This window comes from Pelorhabdus sp. sgz311002 (genome assembly GCF_056134285.1).
Window position 1 is genome coordinate 105,928 of the sequence record NZ_JBWBCL010000010.1, and the last position, 21,435, is coordinate 127,362.

Consider the following 21,435-nt stretch of genomic DNA (forward strand, 5'->3'; position numbering starts at 1 on the left):
GACAACAAGAGCCGCTCTTGACTCACATACACACACAACTACTTATAAAAACCAAAGTGAACAGCGGATTCGCCATGAAATAAAGGAGCGTATGCATCATGACCTCTTGTTTAAGCAACTGGCCCCTGCTCTTACGCCTAATCGGGCAAAATTTTCCCCTCGTCAAACAAAAATTAGCTTTTTGGCAAAAAAGCGCCTGCGAGCAATTAGAACCCCGCTTGCGCCACGAAGCGCTTAGCAGTTTACGGCAAAAGCAATTTCACTGTCTTGGCGGCAGTGTCTTCAGTCTTTATCCTGGTGTAAAGCGCCAAGAACTTACCGAATTTATTGTGGCTTTTCAAACGATCAGCGACTACCTTGATAACTTATGCGACCGTCTTGGCCCCATGGAAGCAAAATGCTTTGCCCAGCTGCATGAAGCCATGTTACGAGCCGTCACACCAAAAGCGCCACAGATCGATTACTACGCTTTGTATCCCATTACATGCGACCGGGGCTATCTCTATGACCTTGTCTCAGCCTGTCAAAAAGTTTTGTCGAACCTGCCTGCCTACGACCAGGTTCAACAAGATGTCTATGAATTTACCAGACTGTATGTCGAACTGCAGACCTATAAGCATTTAACCGTGGGAAAACGGGAACCAGCGCTGACTGCCTGGAATGAGCAGCACAGCAACACTTATCCTGAATTGATTGGCTATGAATTTGCCGCAGCAGCGGGTTCTACATTAGCAATTTTTTATCTTTGCGCTTTAGCATCACAGCCCGCCTTACCGCGAGAAAAAATCACAGCTGCTAAAACACTCTATTTCCCCACCATTTGTGCACTCCATATTTTACTAGACTATTATATTGATAGAGAAGAAGACCGCTTGCATAATGACTTGAATTTTTTCAGCGCCTATGATTCACTTCTCCAGGGCGAAAAACGACTTCACTTCTTCGTAACCGAAGCGTACCGCCAAACAGAATCGCTCCAGACAATGATGGCTATAACCCCGTCATCATTGTCCGTCCCACTATCCCGTAAAGAAATCTTATTTACGAAAACAGTAATCAGCGGCTTGCTTGCTCTCTATTTGTCTGATGAAAAAATCAGCACAAAACAAGAAAAAGCGCTGCGCAGCAAGCTGCTCAGCGCCTCTTCCGAAGCTAAATTCTTTTATTATCTTTGTTTAATACTGCGTCGCTGCCATAAACTTTAGCCTGCGCCCGACTAACGATCGCTGAGCCAAAGCGTTCCTTTAAGGAATCGGTTACAGCAGCGATTTTTTCCTGTCGCTGATTGGTCTGAAACAAATCAAAAGGCCGACTTCCCGTAAGATGCGATACGGTAACACCTAATAATCGCACAGGCTGTAATATCTTTAATTTATTTAGTAATTCGACTGCCGTCTGATAAATCTCTTCATCCAGCGAAAAAGGCTCGATCGTTTTGCTGCGCGTCACCGTCTCGAAGGACGGATAGCGAACTTTAATCGTTACTGTCCTGGCAAACAGGCGTTCCTGCCGCAGCTGCCAACCTACATCTTCCGCTAACGCCAAAAGATAGCTAAACAATTCGTCTGGCCCGGTTATATCCTCAGAAAAAGTAATTTCCCGACCAATAGAGGCCGCTTCCCGGTGCGGCTCTACTGGCCGATCATCAATGCCCTGCGCCAAGGTAATCAGCTTAGTCGAAAAATCGCCAAGTTCTGCCGCAAGCAGTGCGGCATCGGCTTTCGCCACATCATCAATCGTGTGAAAACCATAGCGATGCAAAATATCTGCAGTTCTTTTCCCAACACCCCAGATCCGCTCCAAAGGAAGAGCGGCAATGCTCGCCGCTTCCTCCCCCGGATAAATAACCTTAAGACCATCAGGTTTATTCATATCAGAGGCGACTTTGGCAAGAAATTTATTGGGAGCAAGGCCCACTGACGCGACAAGTTGCACTTCTTTCGCTATAGCTGCTTTAATTTCCTGGGCAATTGCCACTGGATCATCGTACAGAAGCTCCATGCCCGAAACCTCCAAAAAGGCTTCATCTAAGGAAAGGGGCTCAACAATGGGTGAAAAGCAAGCAAAAATTTTCCGTATCTGATGAGATGCCGCTTCATAGCGCGCAAAATCCGGTCGAAGATAAATCCCCTGAGGACAGCGGCGACGCGCCTCTGTCATAGCCATAGCCGAGTGAACGCCAAACCGCCTTGCTTCGTAGGAAGCTGTCGCCACAACACCGCGGGCGCTTAAGCCGCCTACAATAACGGGTTTACCCTGATACTCAGGATGATCTCGCTGCTCAATCGCAGCAAAGAATGCATCCATATCGACATGCATAATCCAGCGACTCATAGGTGAAATTTCTGAATGGTCTCTTGCAATTCCTGCGCTAGCAGCGCTAGGCTTTGACTACTTGCAGCAATTTCTTCCATAGAGGCGGATTGTTCCTCAGTCGAAGCGGAAATCATTTGCGCTTGTTCCATAATATTACGGCTCATCTTTTCTACATCATGAACATATTGATCAATTTTGACTGTACCCTTGCCCATTTCCTGGCGCATCTGAATGGACTCTTGATTAAGCGTTACTACCTGACGCACAAGCGTGCTGATATTTTCAAAGGCGCTGCCAGTCTGCTTGATCACTTCCGATCCCTGCTTCGCTTCCTGCGTGCCTTCTTTCATAACAATGACGGCCTGCTGTGTATCAGCTTGAACGGATCGTATGAGATCAGCAATTTGTTTCGCTGCCTCCTGAGATTGTTCTGCTAGCTTTCTTACTTCCTCAGCCACTACGGCAAAGCCTTTTCCTTGTTCTCCGGCCCGTGCGGCTTCAATTGCGGCATTGAGCGCCAAAAGATTCGTCTGACCGGCAATGCCGGCAATCGTATCAACAATATTACCGATTTCTTGGGACCGTTCACCCAGCTTTTCAACCACACCAGCTGAATGATTTACGGAAGATTCAATGCGTCCCATCTGATCCACCGCGGTTTCTACCAGACGATTGCCTTCTTCTGATGCCGCCGCCGTTTCCTCAGATACTTTCGTAATCGTTTCAGCCTTCTCACCGACGGCTTTACGCATTTCACCTGTTTCTACAATAAGTCTTAGCGTTTCTTCCACTTTGTCAGCCTGCTGCTGGGCCGCAGCAGCCGTTTCCGAAGTCGAACCAGCAACTTGGGTCACTACATCAGCGGACTGCTGGGCTCCTGCAGTTAGCTCTTCCGAAGAAGCAGCAACTTGCTGGGCCGAGTGAGAAGCCATGCGAATCAGTTCCCGCAGATTTTTCAGCATAACATTGACAGCCACGGCCACTTGGCCTGATTCATCGCGTGACTGAATGGCAAGATCAGAAACACTTAAATCGCCTTTGGCCACGGCTTCAACAACGGTTACAACCTGCTGCAGCGGTTTTACAATCAAACTGCGAATCAGCCATCCTACAGCAACAATGAGGATAAAGGACAAGATATTTAATGCGACCATTAAGAAGGTGGCTGTTTTCTCTTGCTGAGAATTTCGTTCCGCTGCCTCTGCCGCCTTCTTTTCGGTATAATGCGCTAGTTCCTCAAGTTTTTCACTAAAAGCATGAGCGTGAATTTGAACCTTACCTGTATATAAAACATAAGCTTCTTGATTTTTATTCTGCATAGCTAAATCAATGACAGGGCTTCGACCATCACGATAATTTTGCAGACTCTGTTTTACATCTAGCAAGGCGGCCTTTTCTTTTTGATCTAAGGGAAGTTTCTCGTAATTTGCTAACGTTTCATTAAACCCTTTTACCTGGGCGTCAATATCACTTTTCAATCGCTTGTTTTCTGCATCATCGGTCGTAACCATCAGCGCAAAAAGATCACTTTCAATCTGTTTGGCAGCCGTCCGGCCCGTATTCAGCCAATCAATGGCCAAAAGCTGCTCTTTATACATACTGTCAATAGCCCGGTTGGACTGGGACAAGTAATAATAACCAGTCAACCCGACCAGAAAGACAAAAACAACGGCAATACTAATTAGAAAAGATATTTTCTGGCCAATTTTTAGATCGCGAAAAAACTGCATACACTTCTCTCCTGTCTCTCTCAATATTGCGGCAAACTGCCGCAGCCTTTACTTGCGCAAATTTCTTCCTATTATCTTACTGTTCATCATAACATAGCTCTATAATCGCAACAACAAAAAATCGCCTAAGTATTTAAAATACTACAAAAAGTCCCACAAAAACATCAAAATTTCAGATGCCCCATATAGTCAATAAAGACCTGTGCGGCCTTTGATAGGAAACGATCTTTTTTCCAGGCCAAGCCAATTTCAATTTTCATGCTTTCTGCCAAAGACACCGACTGGATTTTATGATCTTGTTGAGCAATGGCATCAAGCAAAAAAGAAATCCCCACACCTTTTCCCACAAGCCCCCGTACTGTTTCAATCTGACTGGAAGATAAGACGATATTCGGTTCAAAGCCATGCTTGCGACACTCTTCCAACACGACTTGACGGTGATAAGCGTCTTCTTTGAGCAAAATAAACGGTTCTTGCTTGAGATCATCAAAAGACACAGCAGTCTGTTCCGCCAAGGGATGCAACGGTGATACGCATAAAACAATTTCCCCTGTCGTGATTGGCTGCGTTTTTAATAAAGAAGATGCGAGCGAAGTAATGACCATACCTAGATCGAGCTCATCCTTTTCAATCAGTTCCCGCACAGCAAGAGATCCTTCTTCGATCACAACAAGATTCAAGTCAGGATATAGTTTCTGAAAACCGGCAAAAATATGGGGGAAAAGATAGGACCCAATCATGGGCGGCACGCCAAGTTTGATTCGTCCGCGCCGCAGCTCTTTATACTCGTTCATTTCCAAAACAGCATCTTGGGAGCGCTGCAAAATATCCTCAGCTCGTTCTAAAAAAACCCGACCTTCCACGGTTAAGGTAAACTGCTTCTGACTGCGCTCAAAGAGACGCACGCCTAACTCTTCCTCCAGTTTTTGAATCGCCACAGAAATAGCCGGCTGCGCTACATGCAGCCGTTCTGCCGCCCGTGTCATATTATTGAGCCGACAAACCATCTGAAAATACTCTAACTGCCGTAAATCCATCAAAGAATCACCTCGCTATGGCTTAAAGTTTTCCATACATTAAAATTATTATAACATAAAGAAAGTCTATTTCCCTTTTTTCGTCAATTCTCTTACACTAAAAGTAATCGAATGATCCCAAAACATTTACAAATAGGAGTGATGTTCTGTGAATACAAAAGTTACCCGCCTCTTAGGCATCCAATTCCCACTGATTCAGGGCGCGATGGCCTGGATTTCTGAAAGAAATTTAACTTCTGCTGTATCGAATGCCGGCGGCGCTGGCGTGATCGCGGCAGGCGGTCGCTCCGCCGACTGGGTCAGAGAAGAAATCCGCGCTACGAAAAAATTGACCGACAAGCCTTTCGGCGTAAATGTCATGTTGATGGCTCCCAATAAAGACGAAATCGTAAAGGTCATCTGCGAAGAAAAAGTCGCTTTTGTTACCCTTGGCGCCGGCAACCCCGTTCCCTTTATTGAAACATTTCACCAAGCAGGTATTAAGGCAATTCCTGTCGTCCCTAGCGTAAAATTAGCGAAACGCATCGAAGCAGCGGGCGCTGACGCCATCGTCATTGAAGGTATGGAGGCAGGCGGTCATATTGGTACCCAAACGACCATGGCGCTCCTCAGCAATGTCATCCCTGAAGTAAGTCTGCCAGTAATCGCTGCAGGCGGTATTTCTGACGGTCGGGCCATGGCAGCAGCTCTGCTCATGGGCGCTGATGGCGTTCAGATGGGTTCACGCTTTTTATTAACAGAAGAATGCACGGTTCACGACAAAGCCAAAGAAAAAATTATTGCCGCCACCGACACTGATTCAGCTGTTACAGGTTTCTCCCGCGGTCATGGTGTACGCGGTTTAAAAAATCAGTTTACTGACCGCTTCCTCGATCGGGAACGGAGCGGCGCTCCCCAAGAAGAATTGAATGATATGGCTACAGGCACGAATAAGCTAGCAGCGATTGACGGCGATGTCGAAAACGGCCTCGTACAAGTCGGTCAAAGCTTAAATCGTTTGACTAAAATCCAGCCAGTCCGAGAAGTTGTCACCGAGTTGATCGCTGAAGCTCTAGCTACGCTAAAATTAGCGCCGGAAAAAGCGAAATAATTGCTAAAGGAGTGATCCCCATGAGTGTATATGAACGGTCTCTCGCACTCCATAAACAGGCGCGGGGAAAAATCGGGATTGTCAGTAAACTTCCCTTAAATAATCTTACCGATCTGAGCCTGGCTTACAGTCCTGGCGTAGCCGAGCCTTGCCGCCGCATCGCGGCAAACGAAGCAGAGGTCTATGATTATACGTCAAAAGGCAACATGGTAGCCGTCGTTTCTGACGGCTCCGCCGTTCTCGGCCTTGGCAATATTGGACCGAAAGCCGCCATTCCCGTCATGGAAGGCAAAGCCATTCTCTTTAAAAATCTCGCCAATGTCGATGCGATCCCCATTTGCTTAGATACACAGGATACGGAAGAAATTATTAAAACTGTAAAATTCCTTGCTCCAACTTTTGGCGCTATTAATCTCGAAGATATTGCTGCGCCGCGCTGCTTTGAAATTGAAGCGCGTCTGAAAGCGGAACTTGATATCCCCGTTTTTCATGATGATCAGCATGGTACCGCCATTTGCGTCTTAGCTGGTCTGATTAACGCCCACAAGGTTGTCGGCAAAGATTTAACTGAGAGCGAAGTCGTCATTAACGGCGCCGGCGCTGCCGGTATCGCCATTGCCCGCCTGCTCCTCGCTTACGGCGTCAATCGTCTTATCCTTGTCGACCGCGAAGGCATTTTACATAAAGATATACCGCAAACACTCTTAAATGAAGGCCACCAGGCCATTGCACCACTAACGAATCCTCAGGGAAAACAAGGAAACCTAGCCGATGCTCTCCAGGGAGCCGATGTCTTTGTAGGCGTATCGCGGCCCAAACTAGTTACCAAAGAAATGGTCGCTTCTATGAACAGTCAGCCCATTATCTTTGCTATGGCCAATCCCGAACCGGAAATTATGCCTGAAGAAGCGAAAGCAGGCGGTGCGGCGATCATTGGTACCGGTCGAGCTGATTTCCCAAACATGATTAACAACGTAGTTGCTTTCCCTGGCATTTTAAAAGGCGCTCTATCAGTAAGAGCTAGTGATATTAATCAGCATATGTGTCTTGCCGCTGCTGTCGCTATTGCCAACTGTGTAAATGCCTGCGACCTAAACGCCGAAAATATTTTTCCTGATCCGCTCAACGCAAAAATTTCTTGCCTCGTTGCCAAAGCAGTTGCTAAAGCGGCGAAGCAATCCGGTGTGGCTAGGATCGAATAATTACAAATAAACAAGGACTGCCAGCAATCCCCTAACAAGGACTGCTGGCAGTTTTTATTGTCGCTCAATAATATCTATTCTATTTTAAGCTAGTTTAGCCAAGGAAAAACCGCATATAGTTTACGAAAAACACCCAGAAACCAAGCATCACCGTATAGATAAGGCAGTAGCCCACAGTAGAGCGAAGAATATCGCCTTCAATACCGATTTGATTCGTTGCGGAAGTGGCAATGGCTATACTTTGCGGTGAAATCATTTTTCCCGCTGTAGCGCCCGATGTATTAGAAGCAGTAATCCAGGTCGGATCGGCGCCAATCTGTAGAGCCGTCTGCTTCTGCAATGACCCAAAAAGCACATTAGCATTCGTGTCACTGCCGGTTACAAAGGTTCCCAGTGTCCCGATAATAGGGGCAATGAAGGGATAGGCGCCGCCTGTTGTCATGGCTAGCGCATAGGCGATATCTGAAATCATACCAGAATAGCTCATAATTTTAGCCATAGCTACAATCGTAATGACGGTCAGTGAAGTTTTCTGCAATTGCTTTAAGGTTTTACCCGTTACGTCACGGAGATCCTGCCAAGATGCTTTTTGCAGTCTAGCTGAAAGCAATGACCCCAGCAAAATCAGCGTTCCTGGAGTAAGAATCCATTCAATGGAAATCGGATTGCCACCGGGACCGGAATAAATATGAACTGTTGTACTAAGATTCCGTAAGACTTCATTTAAAGCGGGGAAAATGACTTCATTCGTACCCAGAATAAAAATAAGCAAGAAAAAGTAAGGCGACCAAGCAATCAGCTGTTCCTTAAGATTCGTCTGAAAAGTATCCTCACTTTCTAACCCAGCCGCAGTTTCATCAGGAAAACGCCAAACTTTTTTGGGCGGTGAAATTTTATTAATCACTACAATTGCCAGCATTGACATAATCGAACCGACGATAGAAGTCAGTTCTGGACCAATATAAGCTGCAATAAAGAGCTGTGGTACGGCAAAAAAAGCGCCAGCAGCGACAGACATCAGGAAAACGCCGCGAAAGCCAGAAGCTTTTTTGGTAATTAGCCAAATCAAAGCCAGCGGAATCACCAGGATAAACGGCGTAAGCTGAATCGCGCAATCCAAGGTTAAACGAAGCACATCGACATCGGCCACTTTCGCTAAAGTGATAACAGGCAAGCCTACGCCTCCAAAGGCAACCGGAACGGTATTGGCAATAAGACATACCACCGACGCAAAAAAAGGTGGAAAGCCTAAACTGATTAAAATAGCGGCAGGAATGGCTACAGCCGTACCAAAACCAGCTGCCGATTCTAAAAAAGCGCCAAATCCCCAGGCAATTAATAAGGCCTGAACCCGCCGATCTTGAGAAAAGCTGGCCATTAATCCTTTGATTTTATCCATAGCGCCAGTTTGTACAGTCATATTATAGGTGAAAATAGCAGAAAAAATAACGAGAATGATCGGCCATAAGGCCAAAACGACGCCATCAGCAATGCCGAGAAAAACAAGATTTCCCGGCATCTGCCAAACAAATAAAGCCAAGACAGCGCTGAGGATGAGAGCCACGAAACAAGTTTTATGTGCCGCCAATTTCCAGACACCAAGTCCTAACAGGAGCCAAGTAAGGGGAATCAGCGCCAAAAGTGCTGATACTTCTATTCCTAGGGGATGGGGAACGATTTGCCACATGTAGATCATCTCCATTCTCATAGTACAAAAAGTAAAGACTAATATGTCAAGTCTCAATATTTTGAAAATTTTTCGCAAAAATACCCTACACTGAAGTTATAACAACGTACCGGCCATAACCATACGCATAACCGCGTTAGAACCTTCTTGGATTTGCGTTAAAGCGGCCTCGCGCATAAAATGCTCGGCTCGATACTCTTCCTTGTAATTGAGTCGACTAAATAAATGCAGTGACTGCACAGCCGTTTCCACTAACGTATCTGCTGCATAAAGACTCGCGATCGCTGCTGACTTTACTAAAGCTTGATCCTGTAACTTCGTTGCGGCGGCCTCATATACGAGGGAATGAGTCATTGCTATTTTTTCTTTGATAGCTTGTAATGAATATTCCATCATACTTTTTTCCGCTTCATTGTTGATATGACGTTGTTCCTGCTGCCACAACTGACTCATATAGCTGAAAATCGCACGAGAATGGCCCAGTGCATGAGCCGCAATGCTGATGCGGGCGATATCAATCGCAGCTGTCGCAATTTTGCAGCCATCGCCTTCTTCTCCTAGACGCGCGGTTTCTTCCACAGAGCAATGATTCATGATCATAGTAGTCTGCATGGGCTTTTCCTGATGATATTCTGTTTCATTCCATTCAAAGGAAAGACCTCGTTTTCCCTTATCCACAATAAAAGCGCTTACACCAAGGAATTTTTGCGTACGATCAGTTGCCGCAAAGACAATTTCCTGATCGGCAGCCTGAAAGCTCTGATAGAATACTTTTCGTCCATTCAGAATATAGCGTTTGCCATCTTTAATCGCCGTACAGCCTTCTTTATACAAGCCTTGCGCCATCGAGCTTTCTGATAAGGCAAAAGAAGCGATCTTCTTCCCTGACAGTAAATCAATAAGATATTTTTGCTTTTGTTCCTCCGTACCAAACTGAAAAATAGGCCAACAGCCTAAGATAATGTGATTTGAAAAAGCCATGCCTAATGCGGAAGATAGCCGAGAGATTTCTTCGACGACAATCGCAAAGTCCGCAAAACTACCATCGGCACCACCATATTTTGCAGGAAAGGCCAGGCCCAAAAGGCCTGCCTCTCCTAGTATGGTAAAAGCCTTACGAAGCGAGGAAGTTCGCGGCGACTTCTCTTCTAGCACGGGGACAATGCTTTTTTGTAAAAACGCTTTGATTTTCTCGCGCATGATTTCCACCTCGGTTTTTAAGCAAGCATTTCCACAAAACTTTGAATCCGTGTTTTTGCTTGTTCGAACGAGACGGTTTGCTGGTCGATTTCGAGCATTAAACTTTTTACGCCCGCTTCTTCCATTTCACGATACATTACCGGATAGTCCCATTCTTCTGGATCACAGAATTTCATCATACAGACAATCACTGCATCAGCGCCATATTTATGGACCATGTCGATCAGCATAGAACCACGCGGCTTTTTCGTATTGACAGCGAGGGAACAGCCATCAAAATTCTGCCAGGCTTTCGCCAAGGCGTAGAGCGGATCACGATGTTTTGGCGTGTCGACTCTTATTTGACGACTTTCTTGCGCTAAATCATCGGCCACGACAGCAATATTAAATTCCTGAAGCAACGCCAAAAATTCATTCGGTTCGGCTGTTATGCCTGTTAGTACGACTCGTTTTCCCTGCCAAGGAGTGATAGGTAAAACAGTGATTGCTGCAATCAGTTGCTGCAATAAGGCCGTATGCTTGGCTTTGTCCATAAAGAGACGCGCTTTCATAACAGCATGACGGTCTATAGGGTTAATCACTTGCGGATAAGCAGCAGCGATTTCTAAAAAGAGACGTGTGACCTGTTTATTCGCATTATACACAGCAATCGCTTCCTGAATTGCTTCTGTCGAAATGGTAACGCCAAGAATTTTTTCCAGCTTAGCTTGCACAATTTTATATTCTTCCACGAGGAATTGATTGGCTGATTCCAATTTACGATTTTGCGGATGAGTAAAAACAATAACTGGCGCTGTTCCCTTCCATTTCTGACTGAGACATTTCAATGTATCACAGGGAACCGACATGAGAATCGCGTCAAAAATATCGTAAACGCCTTCGAGTTCCATTTCCATGACAGACTGCATGATTGAACAAGCAAAGGCTGGTAGATAGGTAGGCGCTTTCTTGATCTGTTTCTGACCACCCCAAATTCCTACAGGCAGATAGCCTGCGGCATAAATAAGTTCTTCCGGCGCATAGTAAGGAAGAACGCCTACAGCGCCTTTACCTGTTGCAGCTTTATGTTCCTGAATTGATTTTTGCGGCTGAGCGGCAAATTCAGTGAATTGCTGTAATAATGCCTTGATCTGTTCCATGATTAACAACCTCCTTTTTTGGCTTGCGCTTCCATCATTTCACCTAAAGCTTGCACACGAGTATCAAACTGGGCCGGTGAAAAATTATTCGGGTCCGCCTGGTCGCCGTCAAAGCTGACAAAAGGAAGGCCTGTTTTTTCTTTCAGCTGTTCTGCTGTTTCTACATTCAAAAAGCTCATAAGCTTACAGCTGCGATTTAAATGATACACGATGCCGTCGGACTTACTCTTGGTGATAATGTCATAAAGTACATCCACTTTGTTCTCTAAACAGGTATTAATATAAACATTACTGTAAGATTCGCCCATGGACCCAAGGTCACCCGGCGTATAGCTAAGATCCCACAAACCGGGATAGGCTGAACCAGTCATAATCGTTCCCTGGTTTTTGAGCGATTTAAAAGTATGTCCCAAATAAGGCCATACGGCAATTCCTTCCCAGGTTACGCGGTCCTTTTCGGCTCCCTTAAAGGCATAAACGCCATTTTTTAGATTTTCTTCCAATTCATCAGCAAACTTTTTGAAAGTTTTTTCCGCATAATCACGGCTGCGGGCGCAAACGATGAGAGCCATATAGTTAAATAAATCAAAACAGTTTAAGGGCGATGGTTTATGCGCCGAAAGGTCGGCAATCCGTTTCCATTGCGCTACAGAACGCTGCGTCTGCTCCTGAACAGCTAAAAATTTATCAGGATCCATTTTCTTGCCGCTCAGTTTTTCTACTTGAGCGATGCCGGCACGAATCTGATCAGCAATATAAGCTTTGGCATATTCGGGAATCGGCATGGTGTGATTAAAGGGAACATCAATAACGATACAAGGAATATTGAGCTCAGCCGCCAGGTTTTCATACCACTTTAACAAGGTATTGCAAATGTTGTTGCAAGTAATAACAAAGTCAGGCAGCGGAACCTTAGCCGCTGGCGAATTGGCTAGTTTTTCTGGTGTTTTTCCCGTAATCGCCTGTTCTTTCAGTAATTCCATGTATCCCATATTGACTCGGCCATAGGAACAGCAGTCAATAGAATAGCCTTTATTCGCAGCGACTTCGAGCAGATCCTGCGAGCCTTTGCGAGCAGCAACTCCTGCAGCGTGGGTTTCCGGATACACGAGGGCTACATCCATAGCCACGCAGAACTCACTTGGCGCAACCGATGCAGACCAAGCAACCAGTCTCCCTTCGGCTTTTGCCTGACGAGCTTCCTCATCAAGCTGTTCCTGATAGTAAGCAAGTAATTGTTTGGAGCTCATGTTTTCTGTTTCATTCATGCTAACGCCTTCTTTCTATTATTTTGCAATAAACCAAAGAGATCTTCATAGGCAAATAAGGCCGCGCCGAGCGCGCCGGCAAGCTGTGATTCCGGTAAAACGATGACTTCCTGGGACAATTCTTTGGCAATCGCGGCAACAACGCCGCTATTTTTTGCAACGCCGCCACTCATAACCACATCGCCGTCGATAGAACAGCGACGAATTAAACCGCAGGCCTTTACAGCTACAGACTGATGAATTCCGGCAATAATATTTTCTTTGGGTGTTCCCTGCGCTAGTTGGGAAATCACCTCAGACTCAGCAAAAACAGTGCAAGTGCTACTAATCGCAGCTACCTCTTCAGCTCGGCTACCATATTCAGCCATTTGGCTAATATCGATTTCTAAGATGCGGGCCATAACTTCTAAAAAACGGCCCGTACCGGCAGCGCATTTATCGCTCATAAAGAATTGATCAACCATGCCGCTTTGACTGAGCTTAATTGCCTTTAAATCTTGACCGCCAATGTCAATAATAAGCCGCACACTGGGACAAAGATAGGCTACACCTTTGGCATGACAGCTGATTTCACTGATTTGCTTATCTGCATCTTCGATGCGAAACCGACCATAACCGGTAGTCGCAATCTTCTTGATGTCTTTGATCTGTAAATTGGCTTGTTTCACCACTTCCTGCATGACCCGCTGCGGCCCGGTTGATCCCGTACCGGCAGAAACAACAGCCGCACCGACCACCTTAAGATCAGGATTTAAAATGACCGCTTTGGATGAAGTAGATCCCACATCAATTCCTAATACATACATTGGAAAAACCTCCTTGCCTCGCGCCTAGCGTCCCTTAAGCATTACCTGCAATCCCATAGTATCTGGTTGAAAAATCGCCGGATTCATTAAGGACAGTTCCTGGCTAATCTTCGGTTGAAAATCCATTTGATCGAGAATATGAGTTTTGAGATCGACTCCTGGTGCAATCTCTGTAAGATAGAGACCATCGCTGCGCAGCTCAAATACGGCGCGTTCTGTTACATAGAGTACTTTTTGGTTATTTTGCGCGGCGTAAGCGCCGCTGAAGGTAACTTGATCTACCGCAGTAATAAACTTATGCTCTTTGCCTTCCTGTTCGATCAGCAGACTTCCCTGCTCTACCTTTGTTTTCAAACCATTAGCCGTAAAGGTACCACAAAATATTACCTTTTTAGAGTTTTGCGTAATATCAATGGAGCCGCCACAGCCAGCGAGCCGCGTACCAAAACGGCTTACATTGATATTGCCTTGTTGATCAGCCTGTGCCATACCAATACAAGCTAAATCAAGGCCGCCGCCATCATAGAAATCGAACTGAATTCCCTGTTCGAGCAGACAGTCGGCATTGCGACTGCCGCCAAAACGCACACCGCCTTGCGGATTCCCGCCGACAGCGCCGCCTTCTACAGTAAGGGTCATATAATCGCTGATGCCCTCTTCGCCTGCAATCGCAGCAACATATTCCGGCGCGCCAATACCAAGATTAACGACAACGTTTTCAGCAAGTTCCATGGCTGCTCGGCGACCAATAATTTTTTTAGCGGAAAGCGGCAAAGGTTCCAGCGTACATTCTTCTGCCAGTCGCGCTTCACCGCAGAGACTGGGATCAAAACAACAGCCGAGACTTTGCTGCTGCGTTTCTTCAGGACCAATCACAACAGCATAAACATAAATTCCTGGAATTTTTACCAGTTTGGGATCTAATGTGCCGGCTTTTACAATTTTCTCGACTTGAACAATGACTTTACCGCCACAATTTTTTACGGCCTGCGCCATAGAGGTCGCATCAAAGGGCCCTAGTTCTTTTTCAAAAGAGATATTACCAGTTTCATCGGCGTAGGTGCCGCGAATAAAAGCCACATCAATTGGAAAGGTCTTGAAGAAGAGACGCTCTTTGCCATTAATTTGAATGACTTCCACTAAATCTTCTTGGGCCTTTTCGTTGATTTTGCCGCCACTGTTGCGTGGATCGACAAAAGTATGAAGACCAACGTGACTGATCATGCCTTCACGTTTGGCCGCAATATCGCGATAGAGACAAGATAAAATGCCTTGCGGCAGATTGTAACCGGCAATTTTATTTTCTACAGCCAACTTGCTGAGCTTCGGCGCCAAATTCCAATGACCGGCAATAACCTTTCCTGTCATTTTTTCATGGGCAAAATGATCGGCGCCGCTGCCATCTTTATTGCCTTGCCCACCGGAATAAAAGAGAGTAAGGTTTTCCGGCTTTCCCGTAGTCAAAAATCGTTTTTCTAAAGCTTCACTGAGAGCTTCCGGCAAAGAACTGCCAACAAAACCGCCTGTAGTAATGGTCTGACCATCCTGAACCAGTGCTGCCGCTTGCTCTGCTGTGAGAACTGGAATTTTTCGCATCACTTATTACCGCCCTTTCCTTGATGTACAGAACAAATTGAATTACGTCTATATCTCAATGCATAAAGGATGCCAAATAAAATTGTCATTATCTTTGGAAAAAGCGAATTTTTCAGCCCAAATAATGCAAAAGTAAGCAGATTTACCGCTCTATTTTGCAGTAAAAATCGAAATGATGCATTTTGCCTCGGCCTGATGCAAAAGTACAGCAAAAAAGATGCCTGTAAAATCAGAATTTTACAGGCATCTTTACCAATTGATGTATTTTGCATCACTTATTCAATGGAAAATCCATATTTCTTCATTTTTCTCAGTACCGTACTTTGATTAATTCCTGTTATTTTAGCAATCGCTCGGCTGCTGTGACAAGATTGTAAGGCTTGCTGAAAAATCTTCCGTTCAATTTCAGCAACAGCATCAGGTATAGACAGCGAGTGCAGTGTAATTGGCTCGCCAGGCAGCGCCGCCGCTTTATTCAGTAGCGCTGAAGAAGTAATTTCATCAGACAGCCCTTCCAGTGTAATGATATCGTCCCGACTCATCACAACCATTCGTTCAATGACGTGACGCAATTGCCGCACATTGCCTGGCCAATCATAGTGAATCAATAGCTCCAATACCGTCTCATCGAGCTTTTTATTCTGTCCGTACCGCTCATTACAGAGATTTAAAAAATAAATACATAAAGAACGAATATCATCTTGCCGTTCTCTGAGCGCTGGAATCTGCAAATGAATTACATTTAAGCGATAATATAAATCTTCACGAAACTTTTGCTCACTCACCATTTGCTTGAGATTTTTATTGGTCGCTGCTAGAATTCGCACATCTACATCGAGTTCCTGACTATCACCGATTTTCGTAATTCGCCCGGTATCGAGGGCTCGTAGCAGTTTTACCTGCAAATTGAAAGGAAGATCGCCAATTTCATCTAAAAACAAAGTCCCGCCATGGGCTGTTTCAAACAAACCCTTTTTGCCGTTTTTTCTCGCCCCAGTAAAAGCGCCGTTCGTATAACCAAAAAATTCCGATTCCAATAGATTCTCCGGAATGGCGCCGCAGTTTACCGCCACAAACGGGCCTTGGCTGCGTCGACTCTGATCGTGAATATAACGTGCTACGACTTCTTTACCTACGCCGGATTCGCCGGTAATCAGCACCGTTACGTCAACAGATGCTACTTTTTCAGCCGCAAACAACAGCTGCTTCATATTGGGACTAGCCGCGATCGGACCGGATACTTTATTGCGCTCATGCTCGAGGTCTTCACGCAGTTTGGCAAGCTCTGTCATATCACGGCAATTGCCGATGACAAAACTAATATTCCCATCGTCGTCAAACACAGGATTCGCAGTAACCATAATAACCTTGCCTGGGGACATGTCATAATGAATCCGCGTCGTCGATTTTTTATGATCTAACGCTTCTAAAATCGCAGCGGAAAAAACTCGTTTGGACCAGACCTCACGAAAGTTCCTTTGAATAATGTCTTCTCGTTTAATATGGGTAGAGCGGCAATAAGCGTCATTGACTAATACGACAGTTGCCTGACTATCAATAACGAGGATTCCATCATAAGACTGCTCAATGATCACGGTGATTTGATTATAAGAGAGATAGCTTTCTACCTGATGTATATTTTGAAAAGTTGGAGCCACAAGTTTTCCCTCCTGCTCTTTGTTAGCGCAAACTTCTAAAAAAATTACATAATCCCTTGTAGAGTTCTGTTTAGAAAATATTTTCCCTTCATGTCGCCAAGAAAAGATCTTTTAAGCAAAATAGAAAAACCTCTTTATAGCGCAAGAGAGCTAGAGAGTGAGCTGTCTTCAAGCGTCAAAGAGGTTTTTCTTTCTATTTGATCTAAATCCTACTATTACAAGTCTACTGTCAACTATAAATGATCTATTAAGTCTTCTCTATACTATCCCTCACTGATAAATCCTGCAACGAAAACCACATGCATCAGAAATAAAACTTACCGCAAAATAGCGCCAGAAACAACCATCCTCTGTACCTGATTTGTGCCTTCATAAATCTGACAGATCTTAGCATTTCTAAAGAGACGTTCTACCGGATATTCTTTCGAATAGCCATAGCCGCCAAAAATCTGAATCGCATCAGTTGTTACGGCCATAGCCGCATCAGAGGCGAACATTTTAGCCATAGCGGCTTCTTTCGAAAAGGGTTTTCCCTGTCCCTTGAGGTAAGCGGCTTGATATACAAGCAGGCGTGAAGCTTCAATCTGCGTAGCCATATCAGCCATCATAAAGGCCAGTACTTGTTGCTTAGCAATGGCTTTGCCAAACTGCACCCGCTCTTTCGAATAGCGGATCGAATGATCAAGCGCTGCCTGAGCAATCCCTAGGGCTTGGGCGGCAACGCCGATACGGCCGCCATCGAGAGTTGCCATGGCAATTTTAAAACCATCGCCTTCTTTGCCGAGACGATTTGCCGCCGGAACGCGTACATTCTGGAAAATGAGTTCCATCGTTTGGGAAGAACGAATTCCTAATTTGTCCTCTTTTTTCCCAAAAGTAAAACCAGGCATTCCTTTTTCTAAAATAAAACCGGTAATTCCTTTCGTACCCAAACTGCGATCCGTCATGGCAAATACCACATAGACATCAGCCACTTCTGCATTCGTAATAAAGATTTTACTGCCATTAAGAATATAGTCGTCACCGTCTTTTACGGCAACAGACTGCTGCGCACTGGCATCGGTACCAGCATTCGCTTCAGTTAAGCCAAAAGCGCCAAGGGACGTTCCTTCTGCCAAGGGACGCAGATATTTTTGCTTTTGTTCTTCCGTACCGTATTTGTAAATAGGCCAAGCACAAAGCGATACGGTTACCGAAAAAGCGATCCCCATACCATCGTCCACACGTGACAGAGCTTCTACTGCCATAATATAGGTTAATTCATCGCCGCCGGCGCCGCCATACTGTTCGGGAAAACAAATTCCCGGCAAACCCAGTTCGGCTACCTTAGTGTAGAGACTCCGGTCGAATACATCTTTTTCATCACGTTCGGCAACACCTTCCGCGAGTTCGGCTACAGCAAATTCATTTACCATTTTTTGCATCAAGGCTTGATCTTCTGTTAACTCAAAGTTCATTTTTTTCACACCTTTACTCATTTTTAATTGCCTTACATCATGAAAAACTTCTCTCTGATTTCGTGTAGAATAGAATCATGATCGCAAGTTTTTATATTGCAAAATCTATACCAAAACAAATTGAAAAAAGTGACTGAATTTTGTTTTTTTTAGTCATAAAGCTTATTGATCAAGCGTCTATTCTAGCTATTAAGAATACAAATCCCCCACAAGGATGCAAAATGCATCAGTCATGAATAAAAGTGCATCACTAAAAATTAATATAAACAGAGCGTTTTGCCTAAATATTTCGTGAAATGGTCGTTTCTTTTGATGCAAGATGCATCAAAAGAAGCGCTTTCGCTTAAAATAAGCCGAAGTAATTAAAAAACTTTCTTCAGGTACTAGCAATAAATTTTGCATTTTAACGGCTCAGGGTATAGGCTTTTCCTGCAATACCTGATACAATCAAGATGTAATATGTTGAAGGAGAGATTTGCGTGCGCTACAACCAATATCGTCAACAAGAAAAACAAATGCAGATGCAGATGCAGATGAACACCAAGCCTGCTATGAAAGCAGACAATAAGATATACCGAGTACAAAACCCTGTTCGGAGCGAAGTATCGCTAAGTATTTTCTTCTTTCTGAAACCTTTAATCAAAGCAGGGATTAAAAAAACAGCCTTAGCTCATCCACAAGCTAAAATTATTTATGACAGAGTAGGCGGTTCCTGGTGGAAACCAGAAATCCGAATCATTGTCGGTGGCAAAACGAAAAAAGTCGTAGAAGAAGCTGCTAAAGCACTTGAGCAGAATTTAAACGGAAAAAAGAAGAAAAAAGAATAAGTTATGTTATTTAAAAAGGCCTGCTCGTTATATCGAGCAGGCCTTCTTTATAGTGCAAGCTATAGCTTTGCGTTTTCTATGCTTTGAATTTCGCTACAGCGTCTTGCAAATCCATCGCCAGCTTCGCTAATGTTTGGCTAGCTGAAGCAATTTCCTCCATAGCCGCTGATTGCTGCTCCGTAGCAGCCGAGACCGATTCGCTTTCTGCCGCATTGGCCTTACTGACTTCGTCAATTTTACCAATGGCCTGCAGCATCGTAAAACTATTGGCAGCCATATCTTGAATGGCTTCAGAAATAAGAGCAATTTCCCGGGAAAGGTTTTCCACAGCCACTACGATCTGAGTAAAAGTCGCATCAGCCGATTGAACTGCGTCGATCCCTCGCAAGATCCGCCCAGATCCTTCCTGACTTGCTGTTACAGCGTCTCTCATGTCTGCCAAATTCCGTTTTACCAAATCACCAATTTTTTGCGAAGATTGATTCGATTCTTCCGCTAATTTCCGAACTTCTTCGGCCACAACAGCAAAGCCACGGCCTTGCTCGCCAGCCCGAGCTGCTTCAATCGCCGCATTTAAAGCCAAAAGATTGGTCTGTCCCGCAATATCTGAGATTAAATCAACAATATGGCCAATCTCCTGCGCTCCCTGATCTAATTTTGTAATAGCTGTTTGAATTTGGGCAGACCCTCGACTGATCTCTTGCATTTCGGTAACGGCCTGAGCAATAGCGCCACGCCCCAGTTCTGCTTTATCAGCCGCCCCCTGAGCAATTGTCACGACATTCTGCGTCTTGGCAGCCACAGCCTCTGAGCGACTCGAAAAAGTCTGAGCCAAATGATTCACTGCCTTGGCTTCAGTCGACTGCCGGTCAATCCCTTGGGCAATCGCTGTAATAGAGTCAGCGACCTGAGATGCCGCATCAGCCGATTGTTGCGAACTTGCGGTCAACTCTTCACTGGCCGCCGCCACTTGCTGTGACTGGTCCTGTACACTGCGGATCAAACGTCGCAAGGTTTGCCGCATTTCATGAAAGCCTTTTGCCAACTGGCCAATCTCATCTTGTGATACCACACTGACATGATCTTGCCGTAAATCACCGTCATTTAATACCATGCATTCATCACGAATTGCCTCGATCGGCTGTGAAAGGCGCTTGGCCATAAAAAAGATAACTAAAATAGCAAAACCAATAAAAAAGGTTGAAACTACTGTCATCACTTTAAACAATAAGTCAGCATCATCCTGCACCTCGGCGCGCGGCGCTGTAACAGTAATGATCCAACGACGCCCCTCCAGCTCGATGGGCGTCATCACCGCAATTGCTTCAATCCCGCCAACGGTTTTGTACTCCGCCGAGGTCTGCTGACCAGACTGAGCCACCGCCTTAAAGCTGTTGATTAGTCGATCATCTAGCTCGCGTTCCTTCGTATTTAGTTCAGGTGGAACCTTTTTTTCTGTCAAGTTAAACTTACCAGCCCATTCGGGTTTACCGCCAAAACCTAAGACAACGCCAGAACTATCGGCTAAATAACCATAGCCGCTTTTTTCAAATTTAACCTGTTCCATCATGTGAGAAATATTATCTAAACTAATTGTGCCGTAGACAAAACCAATCAAATTGCCCTCGCGTAAAATAGGCCGAGCAAGCACCGTAATCAATTTTCCTGTAGTCCCTGATACAAAAGCGCTAGAAACATAAGGCTTTTTTGTCTCTTGCATTTTCTTAATATATTCACTTTGACTACGATCCATCGTAATGCCTGTATCACTTAAAGCTGCCCCATTGGCGTTAGCGTAGGCAACCATATCAAACCCCGGGCTACGCTGTTTTACACCAGCCAAAAGCTTCACCCGTCCAGATTCATCGTTACTTACTAGCTCTGGCATAGCGGCTAGCTCATCAAGGCGAATCATTTTTTCAGCAATTTCTTTTTCAATCTTAACGGCAAACTTATCGCCTACTCCGCGGGCAATTTCATCGGCTCCCCCCAAAATGGCTCGATTTGCCACGTAATAACTAATTCCTGATAGAACGACAAAACTCACTAAAAATAAAGGGATGAACAGAAGCAAGAATTTGACACGAATCGAATGTAACCGTGCATTAGATATCATTCTAAAACACCTCCAGCGAAAGCTTATATTTCTTTTCCCCGCCTTACCGTGCATCATCCGATCCTTCACTTCATCTGCTTCACCTCGCTACAGACTATTTTTTGCTGATTCACGCGGCAATTTCCTTTGCTACATTATAGCATATTAAGTCGAATTTAATCGAATAAAAGTTTTTCGACACAAATAAATATCCACCCGCATAGCGGGTGGTTTTTCATTTTCGGGCATAGCCCTTTTAAACTGGCTGCGCATAAATGCGCTTTTTATTGGCCTGCCAGCCATGCAACTTTTACTTGCTACCCGTAA

At 45.0% G+C, this 21,435-nt stretch carries 16 protein-coding genes; 4 read left to right on the forward strand and 12 right to left on the reverse strand.

Going from position 1 to position 21,435, the window contains the following annotated elements:
- Nucleotides 1-98: 98 nt before the first annotated feature.
- Nucleotides 99-1,205: a tetraprenyl-beta-curcumene synthase family protein gene (locus tag AC0NJP_RS14315; protein ID WP_474700248.1), complete on the forward strand. Its 1,107-nt coding sequence runs from the start codon at nt 99-101 to the stop codon at nt 1,203-1,205.
- On the opposite strand, the gene AC0NJP_RS14320 is transcribed toward AC0NJP_RS14315, so the two are convergent.
- From AC0NJP_RS14320 to AC0NJP_RS14330, 3 genes are all read right to left on the reverse strand, one after another.
- Nucleotides 1,153-2,334 carry a DNA polymerase IV gene (locus AC0NJP_RS14320; RefSeq protein WP_474040829.1) on the reverse strand — a complete coding sequence of 394 codons (1,182 nt, stop codon included), beginning with the start codon at nt 2,332-2,334 and terminating at the stop codon, nt 1,153-1,155. The two genes, AC0NJP_RS14315 and AC0NJP_RS14320, sit on opposite strands and share 53 nt — an antisense overlap.
- Nucleotides 2,331-4,046, reverse strand: coding sequence for a methyl-accepting chemotaxis protein (locus tag AC0NJP_RS14325; protein ID WP_474700249.1), 1,716 nt, complete (start codon nt 4,044-4,046; stop codon nt 2,331-2,333). The genes AC0NJP_RS14320 and AC0NJP_RS14325 overlap by 4 nt, the downstream gene beginning before the upstream one ends.
- 164 nt (nt 4,047-4,210) lie before the next feature.
- Complete coding sequence (locus AC0NJP_RS14330; protein WP_474700250.1) at nt 4,211-5,083, reverse strand: LysR family transcriptional regulator; 873 nt, start codon at nt 5,081-5,083, stop codon at nt 4,211-4,213.
- 148 nt (nt 5,084-5,231) lie between these two features.
- Here AC0NJP_RS14330 and AC0NJP_RS14335 point away from each other — a divergent pair, with 148 nt between their 5' ends.
- A complete protein-coding gene (locus AC0NJP_RS14335) occupies nt 5,232-6,173 on the forward strand; it encodes a nitronate monooxygenase (RefSeq protein WP_474700251.1) in 942 nt (313 codons plus the stop codon).
- 20 nt (nt 6,174-6,193) lie between these two features.
- A complete protein-coding gene (locus AC0NJP_RS14340) occupies nt 6,194-7,375 on the forward strand; it encodes an NAD(P)-dependent malic enzyme (RefSeq protein WP_474700252.1) in 1,182 nt (393 codons plus the stop codon).
- Between the two features lie 94 nt (nt 7,376-7,469).
- On the opposite strand, the gene AC0NJP_RS14345 is transcribed toward AC0NJP_RS14340, so the two are convergent.
- From AC0NJP_RS14345 to AC0NJP_RS14380, 8 genes are all read right to left on the reverse strand, one after another.
- Nucleotides 7,470-9,062 carry an L-lactate permease gene (locus tag AC0NJP_RS14345; protein WP_474700253.1) on the reverse strand — a complete coding sequence of 531 codons (1,593 nt, stop codon included), beginning with the start codon at nt 9,060-9,062 and terminating at the stop codon, nt 7,470-7,472.
- 96 nt (nt 9,063-9,158) lie between these two features.
- Nucleotides 9,159-10,262, reverse strand: coding sequence for an acyl-CoA dehydrogenase family protein (locus AC0NJP_RS14350; protein ID WP_474700254.1), 1,104 nt, complete (start codon nt 10,260-10,262; stop codon nt 9,159-9,161).
- Nucleotides 10,263-10,279: 17 nt separating this feature from the next.
- Nucleotides 10,280-11,401: a 2-hydroxyacyl-CoA dehydratase subunit D gene (locus AC0NJP_RS14355; RefSeq protein ID WP_474700255.1), complete on the reverse strand. Its 1,122-nt coding sequence runs from the start codon at nt 11,399-11,401 to the stop codon at nt 10,280-10,282.
- 2 nt (nt 11,402-11,403) lie between these two features.
- Nucleotides 11,404-12,669: a 2-hydroxyacyl-CoA dehydratase subunit D gene (locus tag AC0NJP_RS14360; RefSeq protein WP_474700256.1), complete on the reverse strand. Its 1,266-nt coding sequence runs from the start codon at nt 12,667-12,669 to the stop codon at nt 11,404-11,406.
- Nucleotides 12,666-13,475 (reverse strand): acyl-CoA dehydratase activase, encoded by an 810-nt coding sequence (locus tag AC0NJP_RS14365; protein ID WP_474700257.1) that lies wholly within the window; start codon nt 13,473-13,475, stop codon nt 12,666-12,668. Before AC0NJP_RS14365 ends, AC0NJP_RS14360 begins: the two co-directional genes overlap by 4 nt.
- A gap of 24 nt (nt 13,476-13,499) precedes the next feature.
- Nucleotides 13,500-15,071 (reverse strand): acyl CoA:acetate/3-ketoacid CoA transferase, encoded by a 1,572-nt coding sequence (locus AC0NJP_RS14370; RefSeq protein ID WP_474700260.1) that lies wholly within the window; start codon nt 15,069-15,071, stop codon nt 13,500-13,502.
- A gap of 275 nt (nt 15,072-15,346) precedes the next feature.
- Nucleotides 15,347-16,729, reverse strand: coding sequence for a sigma-54 interaction domain-containing protein (locus tag AC0NJP_RS14375; RefSeq protein WP_474700258.1), 1,383 nt, complete (start codon nt 16,727-16,729; stop codon nt 15,347-15,349).
- A gap of 317 nt (nt 16,730-17,046) precedes the next feature.
- Nucleotides 17,047-18,186 (reverse strand): acyl-CoA dehydrogenase, encoded by a 1,140-nt coding sequence (locus AC0NJP_RS14380; RefSeq protein WP_474040840.1) that lies wholly within the window; start codon nt 18,184-18,186, stop codon nt 17,047-17,049.
- 479 nt (nt 18,187-18,665) lie between these two features.
- Here AC0NJP_RS14380 and AC0NJP_RS14385 point away from each other — a divergent pair, with 479 nt between their 5' ends.
- Nucleotides 18,666-19,013, forward strand: a complete 348-nt coding sequence (locus AC0NJP_RS14385) for a hypothetical protein (RefSeq protein WP_474040841.1) — start codon at nt 18,666-18,668, stop codon at nt 19,011-19,013.
- A 76-nt stretch (nt 19,014-19,089) separates the two neighbouring features.
- Here AC0NJP_RS14385 and AC0NJP_RS14390 read toward each other — a convergent pair whose 3' ends face one another.
- On the reverse strand, nt 19,090-21,129 hold the full coding sequence (locus AC0NJP_RS14390) for a methyl-accepting chemotaxis protein (RefSeq protein WP_474700259.1): 2,040 nt from the start codon (nt 21,127-21,129) through the stop codon (nt 19,090-19,092).
- Nucleotides 21,130-21,435 lie beyond the last annotated feature (306 nt).